Consider the following 25497-nt stretch of genomic DNA (forward strand, 5'->3'; position numbering starts at 1 on the left):
CTAGATGCGAGAACGTGTAATTCGCATACGCACAGCCGTTAACGGGGGGCGGCTGAGGCCCTATCAAGCATATTTTCATTCAGGAGGACGCCTTCAACCTTCTGCAGTAAACATAGATCGTATAAAAGAGCACGGGAAGGGCTAAAAGCTTTCCCATCGCCATGAAGTTATTAAAGAAATCAGCTTTGAAGAGATTGAACGGTCGACTGACGAGAATAGAGCAGACGACCAGCCCGTATAGAGAGGTCGTCGACCTACCCATCCTGTCAATAAGAATCACAAACAAAGCGCAGAAAATCGCGAACAATGGAATGCCGGCCACGCCGAAGTTCATGTATCCCTCGCCTAGCCAGGAGACAACAAACTCGCCGCCTGTCGAGTTTTGGTAATGAGAATTAAAATAAGTCTGAGTGAAATCTGCCATCGCGCCATAAGGTTTTGTATCCCAGAGGGCGCGAGGAACGAACGAGACGAATGCTGCTCCAACTGTCTCGCCGAGTCTAAGAGAGATGTGGTGATCCGACAGAAGCACCATTAACGCGTCAACCTGAACGAAGTCAAATCCCCCAACTAGAAACGCGAAGGAGTTTTCCACGCTATCTGCTAGAAGATCGACTAGGGATACATCCTCGTTGGCTTCAAAGTTGATATCTCTAAGTGCTACGCGGTAGGCGATACCAAAGGATACTAAGCTAAAGATTAGCGCGAATATTTTCTTCTTTGACACTCCAAACTCTGGGAATACCACAGAGTGAACGTACATCAGACCCACAATGAGAAAAAGAATATTTGACCGCCCCCCTAACGAAGCAGTGAGCACTATGGTGGAGATCACTCCCACCCCAAGCGGGAATGAAATTCTACTTTGATTGCGTACGGAGTTAGTAAAGACAAGCAAAAGCGAGGAGATTAGGAGGAAAAAGATCGCTTCAATGTAAAACCCGTAGTCTCCAAAAATCGTCTTGAAGAGCATCGCCCTGCTTCCCATGAGCACAAAAAAATTCGCGAAGCTACCGACTTCCGCGATACCGTACGAAAGCAACAGAGCGCACGTGAGTAGCAAGACCATAAAAATTAAGTTAATCGCTTTAGTTTCAGAAGGATTCCTATTGGCTCCTCGTGGCGATGTTCTGCTTGGCCTCTTCGCTCTAAGCAGGTAGACGGAAACCAGAGAAAAAAAGGTCAGCACACCCAACGTAGAAAGAACGTTGGACCAAATAAATAAATCAAAATCCTGATCAAGCCTGCTCATGTAATGCGGAGCCACGCCCCAGCTATTCTGCATGAGCATGTATGTAGGGCGCAGCACGTACATCAATAACAGCCCAGCACTAGTAACAAAGACAGCTGAGAATATCCCGCCAGGCGACTTGCGAGAAGAGACTAAGCAAAGAAATGTTAGTAGTACGGTATTAATTAGTATGCATGTACTAGCTATGAGCATTCTTAAATCCCAGTTGTGCTAACCCTTCGTCCAGCAACTTATATACGCTGCTGCTGTCGACTGAGGGTTGGGCAGACGGATTTACAATTAGCTCCGATAACTGCGAGAAAACATGATCTTTGTCGAAATCGTCTACCCCGTGACAGTATTCTGGCAGCCCGACGATTTCGAAGGTTCCATGTGTTTTCGGCTGATAGGCAAGAGCAACTGTTGGAACCCGGGCAGCCAGAGCGAATATCGCGGAATGCATTCGACTGGCGAGGAATACGCTGCATTCCGAGTATTTCGAGATTATGCCTTCGGGCGTAAGGTCTGAATCGAGCCTCCTTACTGCGCAGTTAGAGTGGCCGACTAACCTGCACAATTCCTCCGAGAAGGGTACATCAGTGTCCCCGGGCCCAACATCGACCTGAGGAAAAATCCGGACTTCTAGGTTTGGGAACTTCACCAAGAGTTTCTTGACTAAGAAGGCTATATTTAAGAGGTACTCGCGACCGGCTTTGCTAGCGTCACTGGTTCTGGCGGCAAATGACCAGTCGAGCACAGTTAACCCAAGAATGGGCAGTCTCTGATCTCGAACGACATCTTTCTTTCCAAGGGCAAAGGCAATGTCGGGAACCTCGATGTACCTGATACCATAATTCGAAAGCAGTTCGGATGTTGATCGCTCTCTGCTGAAAATTAAGCTCGACTTAGAAAGAACATACGTCGCCAAGAATAAATCAATCTTCCCTCTGAAGGGGCCAACGCTTTGAGGAAAGCCGACGGTGGGTTTCCTTAGTCTTGAGGAAAGCCAGTAGTGAAACAACGAGCTTAGAAGACCTAGGCCTAGAGGTCCTTTTCGTGAAGAGTAAAGATAGCCGCCGCCCGCGGAAGCTACCACGTCCGCGTTGGAATAGTGATAGAAGGATCCCGGACTGACGATGGACCTAGCCACCCGCAGAAGCCCCACAAAAATTCTTCTGGCCTTTCCATGGCTCGGATCTAATTCCCACACAGCGGGTACCGAATCCGCCCCATACCGCGAATAGAACTCCTCATTCTCTGCCCAATGCGAAGACATCACTTTGATCTCGCAGTCTGGCCACGTTCTGCGTAAGTAGTGGATCATCGCAACGACGATACCTGCGTCTCCTCGATTCGAGGCAGAGTAGGCATTGATAATTAGTACTCGCATCGCGAACTGCCCTTGAGTTTATTTCTAGAATTGACGATAAGTGATATTACAAAAACGACGCTACCTATAAAGTAAGCGGCGGCGGCGCCATCTAAGCCAAGTTTTATCGGAAGAACTAATCCGATCGTTGCAAATGAAAGCAATGCCAGTGCGTGGGCAGTCATTACAATATGCATTTTTGATTCGGCTCTGCTTATTACTATTTGCGTTCGTGACCAGATTAGCAGGGACTGCGATGCGCAGATTAGAGCAAAGATCGCGGGATGCGGCGCATGATACTTATGAGAATAAATGAATGTGAAGGCTAGGTACGAAGTGAAGCACCCACTGATAAGGAAAGCAATTGCTAGGCGATTAGAATCCCTAGCTAGGAGGGATACTTTTGCGGCGTAGATTTGCGTGTCGTCCGACGACCTTGCTCTGCACAGAGCTGGCACATGCCGATTCTCGATGTAAGCCATGAAAATTGAAGATACCGAGCACAGGCTAACTACAATTCGAAAAGTTGCGAATTCGTTGGGATCAAACAATCTTTCCAGGAAGATCAAGTACCCTTGAGCATACGACCAATAGAGTAGGACGCCGGCGATAAGGCTTTTTGAGTATCGCCAGTTCTGCACTAACGTGTCAGCGAGTTTTGGTAGAAACGAATCGTTGTACTTCTTTCGTGCGTTGGCTGGCGGCGGACTGTAGATTAGTAGACCGCCTAATGTGTACGACGCTATTAGCGAAATGCAAATAGAGGTGGTGCTTAGAAGCCCGCTTATAAAGAGGGTGATCAGAATAGTTGTTAGCAGCGAGAGAGAAGCTAGGGATGCCTTGCTGGCGTGGCCCCTCTCGGAGATCAAAAGTTTTCTCGTCAGATCGAATGCAGACCAAGAGAGGCCAAGCGCAGCTGAGAGCAGCGCGCTGAGCGGACCTGCTTTGCTGAACCCAGACAAAGTCGCGTAAAGAGCCGGAATGCTAGCTACGCCAATTATAAAAATTGCGAAATACGCGCCACGCAAGTAGCGAGCGCTTCGGTAGCGATCGTATGAATTAAAAAAGTATACCGTGGGAGCAGAAACTATACTTCCGCAAACCATCTGCACCAGCGCTGCTGTGCCGGCTATGACTGCATAGGCAGAGAAATCTTTCGGTGTAAGCAATAGGCCCGCGATTAAGATCGACCCAAACGTTAATGCTGCCGAGCAAGCCTGATCGCCAAACGATACGATTGTTTTTCGAAAGCTCATTTTACTTTAGGCGGATTCCGCCACTCGATTCTCTGCTGTTGCGTCTGATAGGGATGAGTGCTGGCGTTGTTTCGGAGGGTGGCATTTCCGTTTCGCTAGCCGATGATTTCATCGTGCCCTCGGCTCTCGGTTCTTAGGCGAAAGCGTTCGCCACACTAGCCTCTGCAGACGCAGTCGCAAGACAGGGCGTCTCCCTTGAAAGCATTCCTGTCGGGTTGAAAGGCATCACGACATCGGCCACATCCAAGCGCTGTGGATGAAGATAGATGTCCGAGAGGCCCAGCCGGTCATTGAAGTGCACAATGGGCTGCAGGGCTAGGAAGGAAAGCTTCCCCGACTCTTCGAAAAACGGCTCCGTGACTCTCGCGCACGACCTTCATCGCCGCGACGAAGTGTATCTCACCGTTGTCGAGGCAAACCCCAAGCGACGAGGCTCGCGCATGGACGCAGATCTCTTCGATTTTGCCGTCGGTCGACGATCTGTCAATCACCGCTGGCATCCAAGCGGCGAGAACTCTAAAATTAGCTGCGCAGTTGCAACAGGTTTAGTACGATGATCGCGCATGGCAATAGTAAGCGTTTGACCTAGTGCTTTGGTCACGTTTCTGCCTCAAGGAAATGCGCATATGCGTTGTGTATACCGTCTCGGAGGCTACGATTTTTCCTCCAGCCCATTGCGGTCAGGCGGGTCGAATCCATCAGCTTTCGTGGCGTTCCGTCCGGCTTAGTGATGTCGAATACCAGTTCAGCTTCGTAGTTCACCACGCTAGCTATGGTGTTGACGAGCTCGCGGATACTCACTTCCACCCCAGAGCCTACATTGACGTGCTCGTACCCCGAATAATTTTTAAGCAAGAATATCAGCGCATCGGCTAAATCATCGCAGTGCATGAACTCGCGCAGCGGCGTACCCGATCCCCAGACTGTTAGCTGTTTCGCTCCCGACACTTTGGCCTCGTGGAGCTTGCGCAGAAGAGCTGGTAGTACGTGTGAGGAGTCAAGATCATAGTTGTCGCCTGGCCCATAAAGATTGGTAGGCATGGCCGAGATCCAGTCACGACCATGTTGCGTGCGATACGCTTGGGTCAGTTTGATGCCAGCAATCTTGGCAATGGCGTACGGCTCGTTAGTTGGCTCCAAAGGCCCTGTCAGCAAGCTGTCCTCTCTGATTGGCTGCGTTCCCAGTCTGGGATAGATGCATGAGGATCCTAGAAAGAGCACGCGCGCCACATCCTGCTCATGGGCAGCCTGCAGAATATTTGCCTCGATCATGAGGTTTTGATAAAGAAAGTCGACCGGAGAATCACTGTTCGCTTTGATCCCGCCCACCTTGGCCGCAGCTAGGACGATGGCATTCGGCTTGGCTTTTGCCATCCAGGAACGCACTTGGGCCTGTTCGATCAGATCGACTTCGTCGCGACCTGCAACAATTACGTCGCAGTGTTCTGTCTCAAGCCGGCGCACAACGGCGCCTCCAACCATTCCTCGGTGCCCAGCGACCCAAACGCGCTTTCCCGAAAGCTCGTAGGTCATCGCCCCCCCTCCAAACTCACCGGCATATCGTGCCCGTGGGCCCTGAGTAGCGCATGTCTCCGCGCAATCCTCAAGTCTTCGAGAACCATTTCCGCGCACATCTCCTGCGCAGTGATCTCAGGTACCCAGCCGAGCTTTGTCTTCGCCTTGGTTGGATCGCCGAGCAGAGTCTCGACTTCTGCAGGACGGAAGTAGCGCGTGTCGATACGCACGAGAACATCGCCCTCCTTGACCGCCGGTGCCTTATCACCATCTACGCTGGTTACCGTTGCAATTTCTTCCACGCTTTCGCCTGAAAACATCAGTTTGATGCCGAGCTCTGCTGCCGACCAAGTGATGAACTCGCGTACGGAATACTGAACGCCCGTCGCGATGACGAAGTCCTCGGCCACGTCCTGCTGCAGCATCATCCATTGCATGCGGACATAATCCTTGGCGTGCCCCCAGTCGCGCAGAGAGTCGAGGTTACCCATAAACAAACACGACTCTAGGCCCTGCGCAATGTTCGCGAGTCCACGCGTGATCTTGCGCGTCACGAAGGTCTCGCCACGGCGGGGGCTTTCATGGTTGAACAGGATGCCATTGCACGCATACATCCCGTAGGCCTCTCGGTAGTTCACCGTGATCCAGTAGGCATAGAGCTTGGCCACCGCATATGGGCTACGCGGATGGAATGGAGTGGTCTCTCGCTGGGGGTTCTCCTGCACGAGCCCATAGAGTTCGGACGTCGAGGCCTGGTAGAAGCGGGTCTTGTCGGTACGCTTGAGAAAGCGGATCGCTTCCAATAGGCGCAGCGAGCCGAGCGCGTCAACGTCCGCGGTGTACTCGGGCGCTTCGAAGCTCACGGCCACGTGACTCTGGGCACCGAGGTTGTAGACCTCATCGGGGTCCACCTCAGCCAGAATCCTTGTCAGGTTGCCGCTGTCGCTCAGATCGCCGTAGTGCAGGTGCAACTTGGGATTGGGCGCATGCGGATCCTGATAGATGTGATCGACGCGCTGCGTGTTGAATGAAGACGCCCGGCGCTTGATGCCATGGACTTCATAACCTTTCTCGAGCAACAGCTCGGCGAGGTAGGAGCCGTCCTGGCCGGTGATGCCGGTGATGAGTGCGCGCTTGGTCATGCCTGATCCTGGGTCGTATGAGTATTGGAAGTCGTGCCGGCAGCAGTCGCTGTTCCAAGCAGTTCGGATACGTTTTGCTCGAAACGAGCGAGGATGCTGTCGCGGGACAGCGTGGTGACAGCCTGCTTGCGCGCGTTTACGCCGAGGGTGGCGCGCAGGGACGTCGATCTAGCAAGCCTGCCGAGCGCTGTGACGAATGCAGGTACATCGCCTGGTGGTGTGACCACGCCTGACTCGGCGAGTGCGTTTGTCACGCCTGTCCCCGGATAGGCAGTCGCCAGCACAGGGCGTCCGCTTGCGAGCATGCCCGTCAGCTTTGAGGGCATCACCAGATCCGCCACGTCGGCGCGTTGTGGTAACAAATGGATATCGGCGAGGCCCAACCAGTCGTTGAGGCGTTCGATCGGCTGCAGGTCCAGGAAGTGGACATTCCCGAGCCCTTGGCAGGACTGCTGCAGCAGTTCTCGCGCCGGACCTTCGCCACCGAAGACGAAATGTATCCTCGTTTGATCGGCGGAATCCTTGCGCGACAACTCGCGCGCAGCGTCGCCCAACACGTCGAGTCCCTGCTTCAGGCCCATGTTGCCGGAATACAGCGCGACTATGGCGTCTTCGGGAATTCCGAGCTGACCTCGATATGGGCTGGGAGTCCGCAATGGGGTGATCGACGCGATATCGGCCCAGTTCGGAAATGCGACCTGCCGCGCTTCGGCGACGCCCTTGTCTCCCAGGCGCGCGAGCATCTTCTCCGAAATGGTCGAAACGCGATCGAACGCACCCAGCAGCCAGCGTTCGCAGGTTGCCGCGAAGCGCTTAGCAGGACCCGCATCGATGATGCCCATATCGAGCGCGGCGTCGAGCTCGAAGTCTTGGATATGCAGCCAGCACTTGGCACGTGCCAACTTTGCAGCCAGCCAAGCGCCGGGTGCGCTGGCGAGCGTCGGTGCGATATTGATCACTAGGTCCGGCTTCCATGCGATCGAAGCCAACAGGGCCGGCAGGCTCGATGCGCCGAAACTCGCCAGATGCAGCAGGCGAGTTAACCCGCTGGGCTTGCCCGGCACCCACAGGGGGCAGCGGATCAGCTCGACGCCGTTCCGCTGTTCTTGCTTCCACGCATGCGCGTTGAAGCCTTTCCAGACTTTCCACGCGGGGTAGTAAGGCGGTGCGGTGATCACGCGGACCTGGTGTCCACGCGCAGTAAGCCATTCGCACATCTCCGACGTGTACTTGCCGGTGCCGATATTCTCGGGTGCGTAGTTAATGCCGACGACGAGGATGCGTGCCATCAGTCGCCTCCGAACAGGTAGCGGCTGTAGACCTTGCCGGCAACATCGGCCACGTCATCGGTAATGCGATTGGCGAGAATGACGTCTGCTTCCCGCTTGAAAGCAATAAGATCGTTGACGACGCGGGAGTTGAAGAAATCGGGTGCGTCCAGCACCGACTCGTGCACGATGACTTCGATGCCCTTTGCCTTGATGCGTTTCATGCCAACAACTCTAGTGTGGTGCTGTGCGAACAGCAGAGCCTTGGACAGACCGACGCAGCCGGTGCCGGCGATGGCGATTTTCATAAACGATTCGATCGGAAAGGCAGGAGACAGGCTGACCGTGGGACTGCTACAGGCCGCACCGCGGCGATCGGCTGTGCGCGCTCTGCGGCTGGAATTTAATACGCATTGCGGTTCACGAAGCCCTTGAAAACTGTCAAGAACACGATCCGCAGGTCGAATGCCAGCGACCAGTGCTGCAGGTAGTAAAGGTCGTGCTGCACGCGGCTCACCATCTTGTCGAGGGTGTCGGTTTCACCGCGGAACCCGTTGACCTGTGCCCAGCCGGTAATGCCCGGTTTGACCCGGTGACGTTGCATGTACTCGTCCACCTGGTCGCGATAGAGGTGGTTGTGTGCGAGCGCGTGCGGGCGCGGGCCGACAACCGACATCTGGCCGCTCAACACGTTGAGGAACTGCGGCAGCTCGTCGAGGCTGGTCCGGCGCAGGAACGCACCGAATGGTGTGATACGCGCGTCGCCCTTGGTGGCTTGGGTCACAGTGTCGTGCTCATCGTGCACGCGCATGCTGCGGAACTTCAGCACGTTGATCTCGCGGCCGTTGATACCGTGGCGCTTCTGCCGGAAGAAGACAGGGCCGGGGGACGTCAGCTTCACACCGATTGCGATCGCCAGCATCAGCGGGGCGATCAGCAGCAGGATGAGTGACGCCAGGACTCGGTCCTCGATCGCCTTGGCGACGCGCGCACCGCTGTGCAACGGGCTGCTGCGCAGGTTGATGATGGGTACACCCGCCATCTGCTGGACGGAGTGATTCAACAGCTGCAGTCCGAACAGGTCCGGCACCAGCTTGATGTCCGCCGTGGAGTGGCTCAGCCGGCGCAGGACATCCTGGATCTCCATCTCCGCACTCATAGGCAGGGCGATCCAGACCTGGTCGATGTGGTTCGACTCGACGTATTCGGCCAGCGTGTCCAGCGTGCCCAGCAGGGGGGCGTCATCCAGAGGCGCATGCGAGGCCGGCGTACTGAACCAGCCCGCGATTTCGATGCCGGTCCAGGGCTTTGCGGCGAGTCCGTCCACGACACGTTTTGCGTCGCGACCGCCGCCCACGATGACCGCCGTGCGCCGGTCGATACCACGCATGCGCAGATGGTCGGCCATGCGACGCAGTACGAAGCGCGCCACGATGGTGCCAACCAGCGTCAGGACGAACCAGGTGAACCACCACAGGCGCGAGAAGTCCTCGGCCAGCTGCAGTGCCACTGTGTAGACGATGCCGGCTGCGAAGACGATCGACCACAGGGCGGTGAGCTTGAATGCTTCCTTCGACACGCTGCCGCCGCGCCAGCTGCGGTACAGGGACGAACCGTTGAGCGCGATGAGTGCGAACAGCACGCCGCGCGCAAGGCTCCGCGTGTACTCGATGGGCATGTCGAACGTGTCGAAACGCAGGCGGAAAGCCACCAGACCCGCCAGCACGAGGATGGCGAGATCGGACAGCCGCAGTCCCCATGCGAAAAACGCCGTGAACTTGCTGGCCATACGCCAGTCGGACTCGGCTTCTTGCCGAATCGGGGAGAACAACATTGGCCTGATCCTCGCAATTGGGCACGGTGCAACGGCGACCGCTAAATCCAGTCCCCCGCATGCCTATGCGCATCCGTTCGTCGATTCCGTTCGGCGTTCCCTTGACGAAAATACTGTCGAAATTCCGTCACCCCGCCATCACGAACTTTGACAGATGGGATGTTGCACAGCAACACGAATATGCATATCTGCCACGTTGCATCACGTGCGCAGTGAGACGTAACCACGCACTTCTTCAGCGATCGATCCACTCGAGGTTGTCAAGCAGAAAATCGCCATCGCGTTCGCTGGTCAGGCTGTACAGCCCGTAGCGCCGGATCAGGCGTGCGCCGCCGTCGCGCGTCAGCGGTTGCCAGATGATGTTGGCGCGCGCGCGCGTCGGTCGGGGGAGGAGGAAGTCCATCGGCACCGAGAAGTAGATGCCCTTGTCGAAACTGCCCTCACCGAATGTGCGCGAGGACACATTGGTCTTGGTGGCCCAGGCACCCATGGTCACGCCGTTGTCGAACCGGCGCGCGACGTTGACGGTCGCGCCGATGTCGCCGGCGAGGTAGCGGCCGACGCTGACATTGGCCTGCACGCGGTGCGCGTCGCCGAGTCCGATGTAAGCCGTGGCATGTCCGGTGGTGACCTTGTAGTCACGGAAGCCGGCGTGCTGGTCGAAATCGCGCTGCTGCACGTGGTTGAGGTCCACGCCCAGTGCCCAGCGCTCGCCGAACGGGCGATACAGCAGCTCGCCGCCGGCGCCGCCATACATCGATTCCAGATAGCCGGCATACGCCATGCCGTACAGATCCCCGCCGAGATGATGCGCGGTAGTCAGCTGCAGATTCGGCACGGTGACTGTCGAAGTGGTGAGGAACTGACGCTGGTACGTGCGCACCCGCGGCATGCGGCTGGGCGGGTCGTACCGGAACTTGTCGAAGTTGTTCAACACGTCGACGCTGACCGTACCGGTCAACCAGGTGTGGCGACCGAACCAGTAGGTTGCATTCGCATCCGCCGAAAGTTGATAGAGGATGAAGCCGTCGGGTCCGCCGAGGACCTGCTTGTAACCGGGGCCGACGCCCGCCTGGAAGCGGTCGAACTGCGCCTGGTAGAGCACTTCGCGGCGCTGGGACGCAGGGGGCGCGACTTCGACGCTACGGGCCAGTGTGTCGAGGTCGATACGCCGGTCGACGTAATCGACGAACGCACTGCGCGAAACGCTGGTTTCCGCGATCGGCATGTCCACGCGTTCGTGCGCGATGGTGAACCAGTCGATGTCCGGAGATGTGGCGTTGTCGAGCACGCGCGCGCTTCGGCCGACACCTTGCGCACCGTAGAAGTAACGCTGTTGTTCACCACGGACGATCAGTTCCGAGCCGCGGCGGGAGATGGAGGACACTTTGATTCCCGCGTCCTGCTGCAACCGCGCCGCAACCTCGGTCCAATCAGCGGAACCGGACTGAGCCACAGGTGCTGCGCTTTCGGTCGTTCGTAATGACGGTGTAGGTCGATCCAGAAGGGTTGCCAGACTGCGTGTGGTCTTGAGATTGCCGGTGAAGGCAATGCCGATCATCGCTTCAGAGCCGCGTTCGTAGCCTGCCGAAATCTGTAGGCCGGGTCTCGGGCTGTAGACGAGACCCAGATTGACCGGTGACCTCTGTTCCAGAACTGGGCTGCCGTCTCGCCACGGATTGGGCTCATTCTCGTAATCATTGCCGTCGAGCTCGACCTTTACGAGCAGCGACTCCCAGGGCGTCTGCCATGACACTCCTCCGAACAGACCAACCGGCCCCCGGAACATCGCGGTTGAATTGAGCTGGCCGACGCCGCGATAACCGGGCCGCTCGGAGAAGCGATCGCTGATTAGACGCAGCGGATTAGAGAAGTCGCCGCGATTGCCGATGTAGCCCGTTGCCGCACCCAAGCTGAAATCGAAATCACCAAATCGCTTGTTGGCAACGACGTACTCGCTTGAAAAAAGACCAGTACCGCCAAGATCCCTGAAACCCAAGGCAACTTCCGGAAGCCATCGAGCCTCCTCCCAAAGGCGGACTTTTACATCAATGGATTTGTCCTTGTAATGCTGGTCTCCACTCAGCCCCGCCGCACCATAACGCCGGTTGTTCAATGACATGTACCGGAACGTACCTTCCAGCCATGGAAACGGCTGCATCGACAGGTTGTAGCGCGCGTAGGGCGAGGTGTAGCTCGCCGTCAGGCTCATCTGTCCCTCGTCTTCCATGCGCGCGATTGGCGTCTGCATCAGACCGGCACCGCCCCAATCGCCTTGGGTCACACGATCCTGCGCCTGCAGTGCAGTGGAGACCGCCAGCGCAAGCGTGCCGGCGGCAAGTAGCGTGCGACGCATCATCGCGCCGGCCTCCGCGTCACCGCATGGGTCTGGTCGTCGACCGGCTGGGTGGCGATAAACGCAGCAAGCTCCGTGTTGAAGTCGCCGTCGAGCCTGCGCGTGGCGCGCTCCGAGACGGGCACGTAGATCACCGCACCCGGGGCGAGCGGCTGCGGTTCGCTGCGGTTCCACAATGCGATGCCGAGCCGATGGACATGGCCGTCGGGCTGGATGACGAAGAGCCAGTCGCGGCTGGCTGCGCGGGTCGGACACAGGTCCACGTAAGCCGGCGCATCCAGCAGCGCGACGTGCGCGGTCGTGCAGGGGGCGACGACTGCACCCACGATGCGCACCTGCGTCGGGCGCTGCGGATAGTGGACGCGGTCGCCATCGATCAGGGGCAGGTTCGCAGCCGGTGTGCTCTCGAGGCGACGCGGCGACAGTTCGGTCTGCACGCGGCCCGTGACCGGCAGCCGGTCGATCCAGTCCGCGAGTGCGCCTGCAACCGCAGCCACGTCTGCATCGTCCGAGGTTTCGAGCAGTCCGAGGTCATGCAGCACCCCGGCCTTGCGCCGCAGCTGCGCATGCTCGGCCGGGCGTCGCGTCAGCATGGCGGCAGTCGGATAGGCGTCGTCCGTCGGCGCTGCTGCAAGCACCGCCGTGGCAAGTCGACCGCCTGCAGCATGCGACTGCATGCCCGGATGCGCCACCGCGCCGTCGACCTCGATCCGCAGGGTCTGCGCATCCGCGGTTGCAGCGGCCAGCAGCAGTGTGGCGAGCGCAAGGCACTTCGGCGTCATCGCGCCAGTCCTGCCACGTACGGCTTGAGCACCGTGATCTCGAGTTCGATGCCCGGTGCAAGGAATTCGCGGCTGCGCACGATTGTTCCGGTGTCGGGATCGGCCCAGTAACGATTCTCCACGCGCATGCCGGCGCCCTCGAGGCGTTCATCGAAGCGCTGCAGTCGACGCGGCGCGCCCAGGATCTGCACGGTCTCGATGGCACGCCGATGCAGCGTGCCGTGCAACTCCACGCCGTAGCGGTAGCCGGGCATCCAGTCGTAACGGCGCACCGTGGTCGCAGTGGCGACGGTAGAAAGACGTACGAACGGGTTGTCGCCGATCACGCGGATGTCGACGGCATCGGCGCTGCGCCCGGACGTACCGGCCAGAACGCCATCCCGCAGAAATACGATGCGGCGGTCGGGGCTGTACCAGGACGTCAGGCCTGCATCGTCATTGCCGAGCACCATCAGGGCCTGGCCATCCGGCCCGTCAACCAGGATCTGTGCGAACGGGTTGGCCGCGACCTGTGCGGGCGTGACATCGATGCTGCTGCCACTGACCGCAAGCCGGACGGCGTCGAGACTGCCGCGCGGCAGTCCGGTGCAGCCGGCCAGGACCAGCAGTCCTGCAATCAGGAGTGCGCGCGCACTGGCGCGCGGCCCCGGCATGGCGCGGATCGACGGCACGGCGCGCACTCAGCGCAGGTCGTTGCCGACACTGGCAGCGTTGCTGATGATTCCCGAGAACGGCAGCAGCTGGCCGACGAAGCGGCTCCAGCGGGTAATACCCGCAGCGCCGACGAACACGACGTCGCCAGGCAACAGTTCGAACTGGCTGGCGACGGCAAACGCGGCCGGCGACTTCGCCTCGAGCTGGTAGACCGTGGACGGCATTTCATCCAGACCGCGGTTGCCGCGGATCACGTAGACGGCATTGCCATTGGCCGTGGTCTGCGCCAGTCCGCGCGCACGACCGAGTGCCTGGCTCAAACTGATGCTGCCGGTGCGGAAACTCTGCGCGCCGGGCAGGGTAACCTCACCAACCACGAACACTTCCTTGGCATCCAGATACGGGATGTAGATGTGGTCGTTCTGCTTGAGATACACCGTGCCGCGCGCCTGGGCATCGAGATTCAAGGTCCAGGTGGTGCCGTCGCGCGTCAGGCGGATGCCCGACAGATCGGCGACCGTCGGGTTGAGGCCGGCCTGGCTGATCGCGTCGTTGAGCGTCATCGGAACGACGGTCAGCGGCACCGCTGTTGCGTTGGCGGCGGCACCCGTTACCCAGATGCGCTGGCTGGCATAGGTGAGGATGGAGACATCGACCTGCGGTGCTTCGATGTAACGCGACAGCCGCGTGGTGATGAGATTGCGCAGCGCTCCCGGTGTCAGGCCGGCCGCGTCGAGAGTGCCGATATAGGGATAGAACAGCGTGCCATCGGCCTGCACCAGACGCCCCGCGGCATTGAGCTGCTGCTGTGGGCCGGCAGGCACGGTCAGTTCCGGGTGGTCCCAGACCGTGATGTAGAGGACGTCGCCCGGGCCGATGGCGTAAGCCGGGGGGCGGTAGTCCGCCAACGCACTTGGCAGAACATCGGAGTCGACGCGCGCGGCGCGATCCATCGCGATGAGCTTCGGGGTGATCGGTACGAGATCGAGTTGATCGTTCCCGATGGTGCGGATGCCCTCAGGCCCCTTGGCGCTTCCGCCCATGTGCTGACCCGGCGCCCACAGGCAAGCGGACAACAGACCGGCCACCGCAATAGCGGCGGCAAACGGACGCAACGACTTCATCTCTCGTTTCCCACTGGACAGGGCGGCGTTTCATCCGCCCGAACAAAAAACCGCCGGGCATGCCCGGCGGGGTGAATCCCCTGATTGTGCCTGGCTTAGTTGCCGGTGCCGCCGGTGCCACCCGTACCGCCGGTGCCACCCGTACCGCCGCCGCCATCGCCACCACCGCCTGCATCATTGCCGGCGCTGTCGCTGCCGGAGTTCAGCGCAGTGGCTGCAAGCGCTGCACCTGCAGCGACAAGGCCGACTGTGGCTGCCGTGCCGATACCTGCGCCGGCCGCGGCTGCGGTGCCGGCTGCCGTGCCACCGGTCGCACCAGCGCCTGCAGCACCGGCCTCGGCGGCCGTGGTCGCAGAGGTTGCTTCCGCAGCCGTGCCGACCTGCACGCTGGTGGCGTCAGAGGCGGCAACTGCAGCCTCGGATGCGGTCTCGGCGGTCTGTGCACCGAGTGCCGTCGTGTTCTGGGCTTGCGCGAACGCGACGCTGCTCATACCTGCGAGCGCGAGGGTGCCGATCAGGCGGGCAGTCTGGTGCACGGGAAGTCTCCGATCCTGGAAATGCGGGTTACGCACAAGTGATCTGCACGCTATGGGTCGGTTACAACAGTGTCAAGAGAAAGAATGCTGCAGTGCGAAAAATCTGCACTGCGTCCGGTTTGCAAGTGTGCGTCCGGTTATCCTGTGCGCCGCGTTGGCACGCGCGACGACTGGGACAGGGGTACGTACGGGGTGTTTCGAAAGCTTCTGCTGGTCTGCGTCGGCAACATCTGCCGGAGTCCTACTGCCGAAATCGTATTGCGTGACGCGCTGGGCTCAGGCTTCGACGTGTCGTCAGCAGGGCTGCAGGCGCTTGTCGACAAACCCCTCGACCCGACTGCTGCCGATCTGCTGCGCGAGCGCGGACTGGATCCTGCATTGCATCGGGCGCGGCAACTGACCCCTGCACTCCTGGGCGCTGCCGACCTGGTGCTGGTGATGGAGCGCGCGCACCAGGCGCGCATCCTGCGCGACGCACCCCAGGCCAGTGGCAAGACGCTGCTGCTGGGCAAATGGCGAGGCGATCTGGAGATTCCCGATCCCTACCGGCAACAGCGTCCTGCTTTCGAGCATGTGCTGCGCCTGATCGACGACAGCGTGTCGGGCTGGCGCCCGTACCTCCGCTGACACTTACCGGCGTCCAGCGCCACCCGATACGACCGGAAATCGAATGAACAAGGAAATGCCCCAGACGTCCAAGGACGAGGACGAGATCGACCTGCGCGAGCTGGCCGGCATGCTGATCGACCGCAAGTGGTGGATCGTCGGTATCACCGCACTGTTCTTCGTGGTGAGCGTCGCCTACGCGCTGCTGGCCACGCCGGTTTACCAGGCCCAGTCGATGGTGCAGGTGGAATCCAAGATGCCGTCGATTCCCGGCCTCTCGGACCTGTCCTCGCTGGGCATGGGCGGTACGAGTTCGGCTTCGACGACCGAGGTCGCGCTGATCACCTCGCGCGCGGTCATCGGTGATGCCGTGGATGCGCTGCAGGCCGACATCGCAGTGGCGCCCACGCGTTTCCCGCTGGTGGGCAACTTCTTCGCGCGCCGGTTCCGCGGCGAGACACCCGAAGCAGTCGCCCCGGCGAAGTTCGGGGCGTCGAGCCATGGATGGGGCGGCGAGTCGCTGCAGGTCGTCGGACTGGACGTGCCGGCATTCCTCGTCGATGAGCCGCTGACGCTGGTTGCTGGCGAGGGCGGGCGTTTCACGCTGCAGGATCCGGGTGGCAACACGCTGCTGCAGGGCGAGGTGGGATCCGACGCGGAAGGCGGCGGCGTAAAGCTGCAGGTTGCCGCGCTGCGCGCCAATCCGGGCACGCGCTTCGAGGTCACACGCTTGCGTCGTCTGGATGTGATCGCCGGCTACCAGAAAGAGGTCAAGGCCTCCGAGCAGGGAAAAGATTCGGGCATCCTGCGCTTGGCGTTTGAGGACCCTGACCCGGCGTTTGCAGAGGCATTTCTGCAGCAGGTCGCCGCGGCCTATGTGCGCCAGAACGTCGAACGCAATTCGGCCGAAGCCTCCTCCCAGCTTGCGTTCGTGCGTGAGCAGCTGCCGTCGATCCGCCTGCAGGTGGAAGCCGCGCAGTCGGCGATGAGTGCCTACCAGACGACTGCGAACTCGGTCGACATCACGATGCAGACCCAAGGCCTGCTGCAACAGGAAGTTGCGGTCGAGACCAGCATCCAGCAGCTCAAGATGAAGCAGGCCGAGATGGATCGCAGCTTCACCCGCGAGCATCCGGCCTACCGCGCGCTATTGAGCCAGCTCGGCGAACTCGAAGGTCGCAAGGCCGGGTTCCGTCGTCAGGTGGGCCAGTTACCGGACACCCAGCAGGAACTGCTGCGGCTCACGCGCGACCTGCAGGTCAGCAACGAGCTCTACACCGGTCTGCTCAACCAGGCCCAGCAGCTCGACGTGGCGCGCGCCGGCACCGTGGGCAATGTGCGCATCGTCGACGCCGCGATCGTCGATACGGCCAGGCCGGTCAAGCCGCGCAAGTCGCTGATCGTGCTGGTGGGCACATTGCTGGGTGGATTCTTTGCGGTGGGCCTGATCTTCCTGCAGCGGATCATGAATCCCGGCATTGAAGATCCAGCGCAGATCGAAGAGCTCGGCCTGCCCGTGTACGCGGCGATCCCGCTGAGCACCGCGAAGGGCCTGCTGGTCGCCGACAAGCGCCGCAAGCGGCTGGGTAGCGGTACGCCTCGTGATGCGGGCTTTGGCCAGAGCCAGCACCTGCTGGCGGTCAATGCGCCTGCCGATCTCGCCGTCGAGGCGATCCGCAGCCTGCGCACGAGCCTGCACTTCGCGATGCTCGAGGCCAAGAACAACATCCTGACGATCTCCGGCCCGTGTCCGGGCGTCGGCAAGACGTTCGTGTCGGCCAACCTGGCTGCCGTGGTGGCCCAGGCCGGGCAGAAGGTGCTGGTGATCGACGCCGACATGCGCAAGGGCACGCTGCACAAGATCATGGGCACCGCGCACGGCAATGGGCTGTCCGACGTACTGGCCGGCAAGGTGACCGCCGAGGAAGCGATCCGCACCGCGCCCGGCGTCGAGGGGATGGACTTCCTGGCACGCGGCGAGATTCCGCCCAATCCATCCGAACTGCTGATGCACCCGCGCTTCGGCGAGCTGCTGACCAGCCTGGCTGCTCGATACGACCTGGTGATCGTCGATACGCCGCCGATCCTGGCCGTGACCGACGCTGCCATCGTCGCGCGGCATGCGGGCTCCAACCTGCTGGTGACACGTTTCGGCGTGAACCAGTCGAAGGAGATCCTGCTGACGAAGAAGCGCTTCGAGCAGAACGGCGTGCAGGTGAAGGGCGCGATCTTCAATGCGGTCGAACGTCGCGCGACCGGGTACTACAGCTACGGCTACTACGAGTACAAGGCCGACGCAAAAGCGTGACGTAAAGGATTGCCGATGCCGTGGGATGCGTGCCTAGTCGCCACCGAACAGGTCGCGACTGTAGACCTTATTTTCGACATCCAGAATCTCATCGGTCAGGCGATTTGCGATAATCAGATCAGCCTGACTTTTGAAGTCAGCCAGGTTGTTGACGACGCGTGAGCGATAGAACTCCGGTGTATCGAGTACGGGTTCGTACACGATGACTTCGATGCCTTTTGCTTTGATCCGTTTCATGACGCCCTGTATTGCGGACGATCGGAAGTTGTCACTTCCCGACTTCATCACCAGGCGATAGATGCCGACAACACGAGGATCGCGGCGGACGATGTCGGCTGCGATGAAATCTTTACGTGTGGTGTTCGCGGATACGATCGCCTGGATCAGGTTCTGCGGTACCGCGTTGTAGTTGGCGAGCAACTGGCGCGTGTCCTTCGGCAGGCAGTAGCCGCCATATCCGAACGAGGGATTGTTGTAGTGGTTGCCGATGCGTGGATCGAGGCAGACGCCGTCAATGATCTGACGGGTATCCAGGCCGTGTGTAGCCGCATAGGTGTCTAGTTCGTTGAAGTACGCGACTCGCATTGCAAGGTAGGTGTTGGCAAAAAGTTTGATGGCCTCGGCTTCTCTCGATCCCGTGAACAGAACCGGCACGTCCGGCTTGCGTGCGCCTTCGCGCAGCAGCGCCGAGAACACGGCTGCTCGTTCCGAGCACTCGCCTACGACAATCCGGCTGGGGTAAAGGTTGTCGTGCAGCGCACGACCTTCCCGAAGAAACTCGGGCGAGAACAGGATCTGATCCGTGCCGAACATCTTGCGGACATGCTCGGTGTAGCCCACCGGCACGGTGGACTTGATCACCATGACAGCGGCGGGCTCTATCGCAAGCACGTTGGCAATGACTGCTTCGACGGAGCGTGTATTGAACGTATTGGTGGTCGAGTCGTAATTGGTCGGCGTTGCGATAATCACGTAGTCCGCGCCGACGAACGCATCAGCTGGGATCAGCGTCGCTCGAAAATCCAGGCTCTGATCGGTGATAAATGACTTGATCTCCGGGTCATCCAATGGTGACTCCCGCCGGTTAAGTGTTTCGACGCGTGCCGCGTCGATGTCCAGCGCAACCACCTGATGACGCTGGGCAAGCAACAGCGCGTTTGACAAGCCGACATAGCCGGTACCAACGATGGCGATCCGCATGCGGGTGTCCGTTGTGGCGTTCTTTGATGGATGCTAGGCAGCCAATGTGTCGCCATTGCGACCGGGTATCCGGGTGGTAGGTGGGGGAGGAGCGCCACTGATATCCTCTCGCCGCCATGCACGACTACGAACGCTTCGCCGAACCCCACGTCCCGCGCTGGCGAGAGCGCCTCCGGCAGTACTGGAAGCTGGTACGGGGTGATCGGCCAATCGGCTGGCTGCTGTTGCTGTGGCCGACGTGGTGGGCGCTGTGGATCGCAGCCGATGGTGTGCCGCCGCTGTGGACGCTGGTGGTGTTCAGTGCAGGCGTCTGGCTGACGCGTTCGGCCGGCTGCGTGATCAACGACTACGCCGACCGCTGGCTCGACCCGCATGTCGAACGCACCAGGGACCGTCCGCTCGCCAGCGGCGCGGTGCGCGGGCGCGAGGCCTTGACCCTGTTCGCCGTGCTGATGCTGGTCGCGTTCGCGCTGGTGCTGACGATGAATCGCCTCACCATTGCGATGAGCGTCGTCGGCGTCCTGCTTGCCGCGAGCTATCCGTATCTCAAGCGCCACACCTATCTGCCGCAGGTGTATCTGGGTATCTCGTTCGGCTGGGCGATTCCGATGGCGTTCGCCGCCGTGCAGGGGACGGTGCCGCCGCTGGGCTGGTTGCTGTTCGTCGCCAACATCTTCTGGACCACCGCGTATGACACCTGGTACGCGATGGTGGACCGCGAGGACGACATCCGTGCCGGGTCGAAGTCGACGGCGATCCTGTTCGGCGATCTGGACTTCGTTGCACAGGGCCTGCTTTATGCCCTGGCCTTCATCGCGCTGGCACTGGTCGGGCGCGAAGCGGGGCTGGGCGCGAACTACTGCCTCGGCCTCGGGCTGGCTGCGCTGCTGGTCGTCTGGGAGTTCGTCATTGCCCGCCACCGGGAACGCGATGCCTGCTTCCGTGCATTCCTGCACAACCACTGGGTGGGCATGACGGTCTTCGCCGGCATCGCAGCGCATTACGCGCTGCCGTCGATCGCCGTACTGGCACGTTAGGCAGGTCGCGCCGAAAGCCGGTTTCCGTCTTCGGTCCACCGGGTTGGTGATGGCTGGATCCCTGGTCGTGGACCGGCGCGGCGAAGCCCGGTCGGCACAAGGGCCATGCGGTTTCCGGTCATGCCAGGCTCGGCCGCGTGTCGGCGGGATAAACCCATAGGTAAACGCCGCGACTTCACGAAAGCTCGACTCCAAACGTCTTCCGGGTGGTTAATATTCGCGCACTGGGAAACTTGTCATGACACGGAATTGCACGGTCAGGTCCGTTTGGACCGGGGTGCTGTCTGAAACGGAGGGGGCGTGGTCGAGATTCGTGATGTGTGCAACGGCCGCTACGAGGTCTACTCGCGCGGGCGGCATTGGGAAGCGTTCGTGGACCGATCGAAAGCGGTGACGGAAGGGCGCGGGCTGGCCATGCGGATTGCAGCCGAAGAGCGCCGCACCGTTGTGGTCCAGGCGCCGTGGGGAAGCGAGAAAGTCGATCCCGCGATGACGGCGCTGTCGGACGCCCGGTCCCAGTAGGCGGCTGCGACTGCGCCTGCAGTGCAGCAACGATGCGTCATGGCTGCGAGGTGCGCTCTGTTGCCTGAGGGCGGGGGCGCGATTCTCCGCTACGGGGTCGACACCTGCGTTGATCTCCGGCTTCACGTTCGGGTGGATGCCGCTCCTGCCGCAACCGCCTCGCGGTATCCCCGACACCACCACCGCAGAAGCGGCATGTCCGGTGATGCGGTGGTCGGCGAAAGATCGCGCTTGATGGTGCAGGTGTCCGTCGGTCAGTGACAGGCAGGAGAGCGTCCGCACCTCTGCCTGGATGCCTGTTCTCTTCCCGAATGCTCAACGCACCCGCGCGCAGACCCAAGCATCGATGCGCGCAACGCCTGCGCGGCGAAGAACTGCAGCCGCGGCGTGCAGGGTGGCGCCGGTCGTCATGACGTCATCGACGAGCACCACATGCGCGGGTATGTCGGGCAACGCGGCGACGGCGAATGCACGCCGGACGTTGCGGCGTCGCGCCCGCGCATCGAGTCGCGACTGCGGCGCGGTGGCGCGTACGCGTTGCAGCAGATCGGTCCGCAGCGTCAGACCCTGGCGCCGCGAGAGACTGCGGGCCAGCTCCAGCGCCTGGTCGTAATCCCGCGTCCGCAACCGCGCGATGTGAAGGGGGACCGGGACCAGCGCGTCTGGGCGAGTGGCGTCCGCGGTGGCCTCGGCGAGGCAGGTGCCGAGCAAGGCGCCTGCCGCGAGATCGCGATGGAACTTGAAGCGTGGCAGCAGGCGGTCGACCGGGAACCGGTAGTCGAATGCCGCGACGACCGCATCGAGCGGTGGCGGACGCCGTAGGCAGGCCCCGCAGCGGGGATCGCCGGCTGGCAGAGGCTGCGCGCAGCGATCGCAGGCATGCGGCATCCACGGCAGCACGGCAGTGCAGGCGCCGCACAGGGCCCGGCCTGCGATTCCCGGCTCCCGACACACCAAGCAGCGGGCCGGCAGCAGCCCCCGGAGCCATCTGCGCCAGCCCGCGTCAACCGGCAGGCCTGGATTCTGGTTGACAGCGTGGGGCATGCTTTCCAGACTGCCGGGCTTGTCCCGCCGTCACTGTCGGTAGATCGCCATGTCCGTTGTCAGCCACGCCCGCGAAGTCGCCGGCCAGCCCACCCCTCTTCGCCATGACTGGTCACGCAGCGAGATCGAAGCGCTGTTCGCGCTACCGATGCCCGAGCTGCTGTTCCGCGCGGCCAGCGTGCACCGTCAGCATTTCGATCCGGCCGAGGTCCAGGTCAGCACGCTGTTGTCGGTCAAGACCGGTGGCTGTCCCGAGGACTGCAGCTACTGCCCGCAGGCCCAGCGCTATCACACCGGTGTCCAGGCGACGAAGCTGATGGAGACCGACGCGGTACTGGAGAAGGCCCGTCAGGCCAAGGCCGCCGGCGCCACGCGGTTCTGCATGGGCGCCGCCTGGCGCTCGCCGAAGGACCGCGACGTGCCGAAGGTCGCGGCGATGATCCGCGAGGTCAAGGCGCTGGGTCTGGAGACCTGCGCCACGCTCGGCATGCTGACCGGCGACCAGGCGCGCGCGCTGAAAGACGCGGGCCTCGACTACTACAACCACAATCTCGACACCGATCCCGAGTTCTACGACTCGATCATCCAGACCCGCGAGATCCAGGACCGCCTGACCACGCTCGAACATGTGCGCGATGCAGGGCTCAAGACCTGCTGCGGTGGCATCGTCGGCATGGGCGAGACCGGGCGCCAGCGCGCCGGTCTGCTGCGCACGCTGGCGAATCTGCCCTCGCATCCGGACTCGGTGCCGATCAACCGCCTGGTGCAGGTCGAAGGCACGCCGCTGCACGGCACCGAGGAAATCGACCCGTTCGACTTCGTGCGCACGATCGCGGTCGCACGCATCCTGATGCCGCGTTCGATGGTGCGCCTGTCGGCCGGGCGTCAGGACATGAGCGACGAACTGCAAGCGATGTGCTTCCTCGCCGGCGCCAACTCGATCTTCTACGGCGAGCAGCTGCTGACCACCGGCAACCCGGACACCGAACGCGACATGGCGCTGTTCGCGCGTCTGGGCCTGCGGCCGATGCAGGTGCACGTGGATGCCGAGCACCACGATCACCCCGGCACCGCCCACGTCGACATCATCGAGCTGCCGCAGCACCCGCGGAGTTTCGCCGCATGATTCCGTGGTTCGCCTGGGCCTACCTCGTGCTGCTGGCACTGGTGGGCCTGAGCGGATTCGCGCTGACGATGCGCGACGGCCAGTCGAAACTGCTGGCGATCGCGCGCCTGGCCGCGGTCGCGGTACTGGGCTGGGGCGTCGTGCTGTACGTCCGGGATGCGGGCGCGCACGTGCTGTTTGCCGGTGCGCTGTTCTTCGCGGTGCTGCTGCTCGCGCACAAGAGCGTGTCCGATACGCAGGACGCGACGCGCATGAAGCTCGACCGCTCGGCCCGCGTCGGCGTGGCGATCAATGGCCTGGTGATGCTGCCTGCGATTGCGATGGGCGCACTGGCGATCTGGGCCGGCCGTGGTGCCTGAGCGGCCTGACTTGCGCGCACGTGCACGGGACGCGCGCGAGGCCCGTACCCGCGCGCAGGCGCGCCGTGTGCGGCGCACCGTGCTGCGTCGCGATGGCGTGCGTTGCGAGGTCCGCGATGCCGACGGTGGGAGCCGCTGGCTGCTGAACTTCTGCGGCAACGACTATCTCGGACTCGCCTCGCACTTCCAGGTCTCCGGTGCGCTGCAGGATGCCGCTGCGCTGCACGGCGCGGGCAGCGGAGGCTCGCACCTGGTCAGCGGCCATCACGCGCTGCACGACGCGCTGGAGCGCGAGATCGCCGACTGGTTGCAGGTGCCTGCAGCGCTGCTGTTCGGGAGTGGATTCAGCGCGAACCTGGCTGTCGTGCAGGGCCTGCTCGGCGACGGCGATGCCTGCGTGCAGGACCGGTTGAACCACGCCAGCCTGATCGACGCTGCGCGCCTTGCCGGCTGCCGCCTGCGCCGGTATCCGCACGCCGATGCGGAAGGGGCGCTGCGCCAGTTGCGGTCGCTGCCCCAGGGCGCAGCGGTGCTCGCGACCGATGGTGTCTTCAGCATGGACGGTGATGTCGCCCCGCTGCGCGAACTGGCGATCGTCGCCCGTGTGCAGCAGGCCCTGCTGTACGTCGATGACGCGCACGGCATCGGCGTACTCGGCCCGGACGGGCGCGGCAGCGTCGCCGACGCGCGTCTGGACACCGCTGCAGTGCCGCTGCAGCTGGTCACGCTGGGTAAGGCGCTGGGTGGCTGCGGTGCACTCGTGGCCGGCGATGCCGATCTCGTCGCCCATCTGGCCGAAACCGCGCGCCCTTACATCTACACCACGGCATTGCCCCCGGCAGTGGCCGGTGCAGCACTCGCTGCGGTGCGGATCGCGCGTCACGAACACTGGCGCCGCGAACGCCTGGATGTCCTGATCGCGCGATTCCGTGCCCGTGCGCACCGCCGCGGGCTTGACCTGATGCCGTCCGACACGCCCATCCAGCCGTTGCGCTGCGGCGACAACGCCGCTGCGCTGTCGATGTCACGCGCGCTGGATGCGGCGGGCTTCTGGGTCGCGGCGATCCGCCCGCCTACCGTGCCCGATGGCCAGGCACGGTTGCGCGTGACCCTGAGTGCCGCGCACGCGGATGCCGATGTCGATGCGCTGGTCGACGCGTTGGCGGCTGCACGTGACGCACACCCGACTGATCCAGAAGCCGCTCCCGCACACGCCACGCCATGACCGACCCGCAACACGACGCACGCCGCGCCTTGCTCGCGGTCTGGATCGCACTCGCGTCCGCGCTGTTCTTCACCCTGACCTACGTGCTCAACCGCGCCAGCGCGAACGGCGGTGGACACTGGGCGTGGACGGCTTGCCTGCGCTACTTCATCACTCTGCCGCTGCTGCTGCCGTTGATGCCTCTGCAGGGCGGCGCGACACCGGTGCTGCGCGCGATCGCCGCGCATCCGTGGGCGTGGCTGCGCTGCAGTGCGATCGGCTTCCTGTTGTTCTATTGCATGCTCTCGTTCGCCGCATCGAGCGGGCCGGCGTGGCTGGTCGCCGGCAGTTTCCAGTTCACGGTGATCGCCGGCATGTTGTGCGCGCCGCTGTTGTATCGCGATGCACGCCGCCGTGTGCCGCCGGCCGCGCTCGGCATTGCCGCGGCGATTCTCGTCGGCGTGCTGCTGATGCAGTTCGGTCACGGCGGCCCGGGCCTCGATCGTGCCGGATGGATTGCGCTGTGCTGCGTGCTGACCGCGGCGGTCGCGTACCCGCTGGGCAACCGCCTGTTGCTGCTGCATCTCGAACGCACCGGCGAAGACCTCAACGCCACGCAGCGTGTGTTCGGACTCACGCTCGCCAGCCAGCCGCTGTGGCTGCTGGTCGCGGTGTTCGCCTGGCACGAGGCCGGCACGCCGTCGATGTCACAGGTCTGGCTGGCGGCTGGTGTCGCGCTGAGCGCCGGCGTGATCGCAACCATCCTGTTCTTCCAGGCGACCGGCATGGTCCGCAACAATCCGGTCGCGCTGGGGGCCGCCGAAGCGATGCAGGCGGCCGAGCTGCTGTTCGCGGCGTTTCTGGGCGCGCTGTTCCTGCAGGAGGCGTGGCCGCAGGGCCGCGCGTTGACCGGTGCGGTCGTGGTGACGCTGGGCATCGTGGCATTTGCGATCGTCGTCGCACGCCCTGCCGCCGGCAGCGCACGTCGCACGAAAGCACTGCGTGGAGACAAGGGCGCATGACG

At 61.9% G+C, this 25497-nt stretch carries 21 protein-coding genes and 1 pseudogene; 8 read left to right on the forward strand and 14 right to left on the reverse strand.

Features of this window, described 5'->3' with window-relative positions; genetic code table 11:
- Positions 1 to 79 precede the first annotated feature (79 nt).
- From AC3A4E_RS01480 to AC3A4E_RS01535, 12 genes and pseudogenes are all read right to left on the reverse strand, one after another.
- Complete coding sequence (locus AC3A4E_RS01480; protein WP_487629806.1) at positions 80 to 1315, reverse strand: O-antigen polymerase; 1236 nt, start codon at positions 1313 to 1315, stop codon at positions 80 to 82.
- Positions 1316 to 1430: 115 nt separating this feature from the next.
- The gene (locus AC3A4E_RS01485) at positions 1431 to 2621 is read right to left on the reverse strand and encodes a polysaccharide pyruvyl transferase family protein (protein ID WP_487629807.1); all 1191 of its coding nucleotides are present in this window, start codon (positions 2619 to 2621) and stop codon (positions 1431 to 1433) included.
- 1832 nt (positions 2622 to 4453) lie between these two features.
- Positions 4454 to 5389 (reverse strand): GDP-L-fucose synthase, encoded by a 936-nt coding sequence (gene fcl, locus AC3A4E_RS01490; protein ID WP_487629808.1) that lies wholly within the window; start codon positions 5387 to 5389, stop codon positions 4454 to 4456.
- The gene (gmd, locus tag AC3A4E_RS01495; protein ID WP_487629809.1) at positions 5386 to 6513 is read right to left on the reverse strand and encodes a GDP-mannose 4,6-dehydratase; all 1128 of its coding nucleotides are present in this window, start codon (positions 6511 to 6513) and stop codon (positions 5386 to 5388) included. Before gmd ends, fcl begins: the two co-directional genes overlap by 4 nt.
- Complete coding sequence (locus tag AC3A4E_RS01500; RefSeq protein ID WP_487629810.1) at positions 6510 to 7802, reverse strand: WcaI family glycosyltransferase; 1293 nt, start codon at positions 7800 to 7802, stop codon at positions 6510 to 6512. The genes gmd and AC3A4E_RS01500 overlap by 4 nt, the downstream gene beginning before the upstream one ends.
- Positions 7802 to 8005, reverse strand: a pseudogene (locus AC3A4E_RS01505) (UDP-glucose 6-dehydrogenase); the annotation flags it as partial. The gene AC3A4E_RS01500 and the pseudogene AC3A4E_RS01505, both read right to left, overlap by 1 nt.
- Before the next feature lie 179 nt (positions 8006 to 8184).
- Positions 8185 to 9570 carry an undecaprenyl-phosphate glucose phosphotransferase gene (locus AC3A4E_RS01510; RefSeq protein ID WP_487629811.1) on the reverse strand — a complete coding sequence of 462 codons (1386 nt, stop codon included), beginning with the start codon at positions 9568 to 9570 and terminating at the stop codon, positions 8185 to 8187.
- Between the two features lie 280 nt (positions 9571 to 9850).
- Positions 9851 to 11974, reverse strand: a complete 2124-nt coding sequence (locus AC3A4E_RS01515; RefSeq protein WP_487629812.1) for a YjbH domain-containing protein — start codon at positions 11972 to 11974, stop codon at positions 9851 to 9853.
- Complete coding sequence (locus tag AC3A4E_RS01520) at positions 11971 to 12753, reverse strand: capsule biosynthesis GfcC family protein (RefSeq protein ID WP_487629813.1); 783 nt, start codon at positions 12751 to 12753, stop codon at positions 11971 to 11973. The genes AC3A4E_RS01515 and AC3A4E_RS01520 overlap by 4 nt, the downstream gene beginning before the upstream one ends.
- Positions 12750 to 13424, reverse strand: a complete 675-nt coding sequence (locus AC3A4E_RS01525) for a YjbF family lipoprotein (RefSeq protein ID WP_487629814.1) — start codon at positions 13422 to 13424, stop codon at positions 12750 to 12752. The genes AC3A4E_RS01520 and AC3A4E_RS01525 overlap by 4 nt, the downstream gene beginning before the upstream one ends.
- A gap of 9 nt (positions 13425 to 13433) precedes the next feature.
- The gene (locus AC3A4E_RS01530; protein ID WP_487629815.1) at positions 13434 to 14531 is read right to left on the reverse strand and encodes a polysaccharide biosynthesis/export family protein; all 1098 of its coding nucleotides are present in this window, start codon (positions 14529 to 14531) and stop codon (positions 13434 to 13436) included.
- Positions 14532 to 14626: 95 nt separating this feature from the next.
- Complete coding sequence (locus AC3A4E_RS01535; protein ID WP_487629816.1) at positions 14627 to 15067, reverse strand: hypothetical protein; 441 nt, start codon at positions 15065 to 15067, stop codon at positions 14627 to 14629.
- A 192-nt stretch (positions 15068 to 15259) separates the two neighbouring features.
- On the opposite strand from AC3A4E_RS01535, the gene AC3A4E_RS01540 reads away from it, so the two are divergent.
- Both AC3A4E_RS01540 and AC3A4E_RS01545 read left to right on the forward strand, forming a co-directional pair.
- The gene (locus tag AC3A4E_RS01540; RefSeq protein WP_487629817.1) at positions 15260 to 15694 is read left to right on the forward strand and encodes a low molecular weight protein-tyrosine-phosphatase; all 435 of its coding nucleotides are present in this window, start codon (positions 15260 to 15262) and stop codon (positions 15692 to 15694) included.
- A 55-nt stretch (positions 15695 to 15749) separates the two neighbouring features.
- Positions 15750 to 17981: a polysaccharide biosynthesis tyrosine autokinase gene (locus AC3A4E_RS01545; RefSeq protein ID WP_487629818.1), complete on the forward strand. Its 2232-nt coding sequence runs from the start codon at positions 15750 to 15752 to the stop codon at positions 17979 to 17981.
- 33 nt (positions 17982 to 18014) lie between these two features.
- Here the strand turns inward: AC3A4E_RS01545 and AC3A4E_RS01550 are convergent, their stop codons facing one another.
- Complete coding sequence (locus AC3A4E_RS01550) at positions 18015 to 19181, reverse strand: nucleotide sugar dehydrogenase (RefSeq protein ID WP_487629819.1); 1167 nt, start codon at positions 19179 to 19181, stop codon at positions 18015 to 18017.
- Positions 19182 to 19297: 116 nt separating this feature from the next.
- Between AC3A4E_RS01550 and ubiA the strand changes: the two genes are divergently transcribed.
- Complete coding sequence (ubiA, locus tag AC3A4E_RS01555) at positions 19298 to 20218, forward strand: 4-hydroxybenzoate octaprenyltransferase (protein WP_487629820.1); 921 nt, start codon at positions 19298 to 19300, stop codon at positions 20216 to 20218.
- Positions 20219 to 20518: 300 nt separating this feature from the next.
- Entirely contained in the window at positions 20519 to 20740 is a 222-nt protein-coding gene (locus AC3A4E_RS01560) for a hypothetical protein (protein WP_487629821.1), read from the forward strand.
- A gap of 315 nt (positions 20741 to 21055) precedes the next feature.
- On the opposite strand, the gene AC3A4E_RS01565 is transcribed toward AC3A4E_RS01560, so the two are convergent.
- Positions 21056 to 21784, reverse strand: a complete 729-nt coding sequence (locus AC3A4E_RS01565; protein ID WP_487629822.1) for a ComF family protein — start codon at positions 21782 to 21784, stop codon at positions 21056 to 21058.
- Positions 21785 to 21833: 49 nt separating this feature from the next.
- On the opposite strand from AC3A4E_RS01565, the gene bioB reads away from it, so the two are divergent.
- The 4 genes from bioB to AC3A4E_RS01585 are packed head-to-tail and all read left to right on the forward strand — an operon-like array spanning position 21834 to position 25495.
- Positions 21834 to 22910: a biotin synthase BioB gene (gene bioB, locus AC3A4E_RS01570; RefSeq protein WP_487629823.1), complete on the forward strand. Its 1077-nt coding sequence runs from the start codon at positions 21834 to 21836 to the stop codon at positions 22908 to 22910.
- The gene (locus tag AC3A4E_RS01575; RefSeq protein ID WP_487629824.1) at positions 22907 to 23269 is read left to right on the forward strand and encodes a hypothetical protein; all 363 of its coding nucleotides are present in this window, start codon (positions 22907 to 22909) and stop codon (positions 23267 to 23269) included. The genes bioB and AC3A4E_RS01575 overlap by 4 nt, the downstream gene beginning before the upstream one ends.
- A complete protein-coding gene (bioF, locus tag AC3A4E_RS01580) occupies positions 23262 to 24494 on the forward strand; it encodes an 8-amino-7-oxononanoate synthase (protein ID WP_487629825.1) in 1233 nt (410 codons plus the stop codon). Before AC3A4E_RS01575 ends, bioF begins: the two co-directional genes overlap by 8 nt.
- Positions 24491 to 25495 (forward strand): multidrug resistance efflux transporter family protein, encoded by a 1005-nt coding sequence (locus AC3A4E_RS01585; protein ID WP_487629826.1) that lies wholly within the window; start codon positions 24491 to 24493, stop codon positions 25493 to 25495. Before bioF ends, AC3A4E_RS01585 begins: the two co-directional genes overlap by 4 nt.
- Positions 25496 to 25497 lie beyond the last annotated feature (2 nt).

Source organism: Luteimonas sp. Soil_N_1, assembly GCF_057656255.1.